The sequence below is a fragment of the Nitrosomonas eutropha genome (assembly GCF_003201195.1).
Taxonomy (GTDB): Bacteria; Pseudomonadota; Gammaproteobacteria; order Burkholderiales; family Nitrosomonadaceae; genus Nitrosomonas; species Nitrosomonas eutropha.
Map to the genome: position 1 here is coordinate 1 of NZ_QICQ01000079.1, position 1,606 is coordinate 1,606.

The window sequence follows — 1,606 nt, forward strand, 5'->3', positions numbered from 1 at the left end:
CCTGGATTACAAAAGTCCGAATCAATATGAAGCAGAAGCAGCAAAATCGATAAAAGCAGCTTAACTGAGGTGTCCGATTTTACTTGACCACGTTATGGAGCTTCCGGATGAGAATTCATGGGGCGACAGTGGACAACAATGCCAGATGTTTTTACGGCGCCCCCATCTTTCCATAAATGAGCTGTGCTCAAACGAACGCGTAACTATCGAAACCCTACGAAAACACGTGCAGAGCAGGCTGCGCCGAAATAAAACCGCTGCGCAATTTCCGCTTGTATCCCCGCCCCGAGTAAATGAGGATTTATACGGATCTTGCTAAAGTGGAATTATCGTAAAGGCCTGCGGTGGAAGCTCACGGTTAGCATTTTTGCCTTGGGGGTGTTTATTATGCTCACCGTTCTGCAGCGCCAATTGATCTATTTTCCCAGCAAGGCGCAAGCGGACGTGCTGTCAGAACTTGCCTCGCGCATGGGCCTGCAGGTCTGGCGCGACAACGCAGGAGAGGCTATAGGCTGGAAATCCCCTGGTGACCCCAATGCCTGCTATCGAATGCTGGTGTTCCATGGCAACGCCGGCTATGCGCTGAACCGGGGTTATTTTGTGACGGGCCTGCGGGCGCTGGGAAACCAGTGGGATGTTTTCCTGTTCGAATACCCCGGATACGGGGCTCGCGGGGGCACGCCATCTGAGGTCAACTTCAAGACCACTGCAACGCAGGCTCTGGAGGCATTACTGGCGATTGATTCACGACCAGTTTTCATTATTGGTGAATCTCTGGGCAGTGGCGTCGCCAGTTTTCTGGCGTCCACCTTCCCGAATAAAGTAGCGGGTCTGCTGCTCATCACTCCTTTTCCCAGCCTGGCTGATATCGCGGCATACCACTACCCCTTCCTTCCTGTTCGCGCCTTGTTAAGCGAGCACTATGATTCTCGAGAAGCGCTGTCCCATTACCAGGGGCCGGTGGCCTTTTTGCTGGCTGGACGTGATGAGGTGGTTACCAGCGAATTGGGCCAGCAGCTCTACGACAGCTATAGTGGCCCCAAATGGCTGCATATAGAGGCGCATGCCGGGCACAACACTCTGCCCTACGATCCCGCCGCTCCCTGGTGGGGTGAAGTTGCGACGTTTCTCACTTCAACAGAAAAGGGCTCGTTGAAGTAACTGCGTATTCCGGCGATCCGCCTCGGTGCACTTGTGCGCAATGACCTGGGAACTAACGCAGCCAGTCTCTCGCTGCATGAATTCCAGCGGCGACATGACGATATGCGTGGTGCCATCCCGATAAGGCGTTTTTAGTGCCAACAACCTGCCCAGCATCATTTAGCACCAGACGCTCATTGGCAATTTCCGGTCGCGTGATGTAACAACACAGGTGTTCCAGTTCCTTAGATGTTTAGTCCCACGGTGTGCCGGTGTAACATATAACCAGCTACGGAGGGATGATTTATGGGACAGATATTACACGGAAGCGCCCGCACGACAGTGGCGGTGCGTCGAGCGATACAAAATAGTCAAGAGAGTCTGAATGTTCTGGCCAAGCGGCATGGGATTAATCCAAAAACGGTAGCGAAGTGGCGGAAGCGGGAATTCACCCACGATGCACCGA

At 53.5% G+C, this 1,606-nt stretch carries 1 protein-coding gene and 1 pseudogene; both read left to right on the plus strand.

Annotation, left to right across the window (positions count from 1 at the left end):
• Positions 1–312: 312 nt before the first annotated feature.
• On the plus strand, positions 313–1,161 hold the full coding sequence (locus C8R14_RS13255; protein ID WP_049753126.1) for an alpha/beta hydrolase: 849 nt from the start codon (positions 313–315) through the stop codon (positions 1,159–1,161).
• A 285-nt stretch (positions 1,162–1,446) separates the two neighbouring features.
• A pseudogene (locus C8R14_RS13265) lies at positions 1,447–1,606 on the plus strand (IS481 family transposase); the annotation flags it as partial.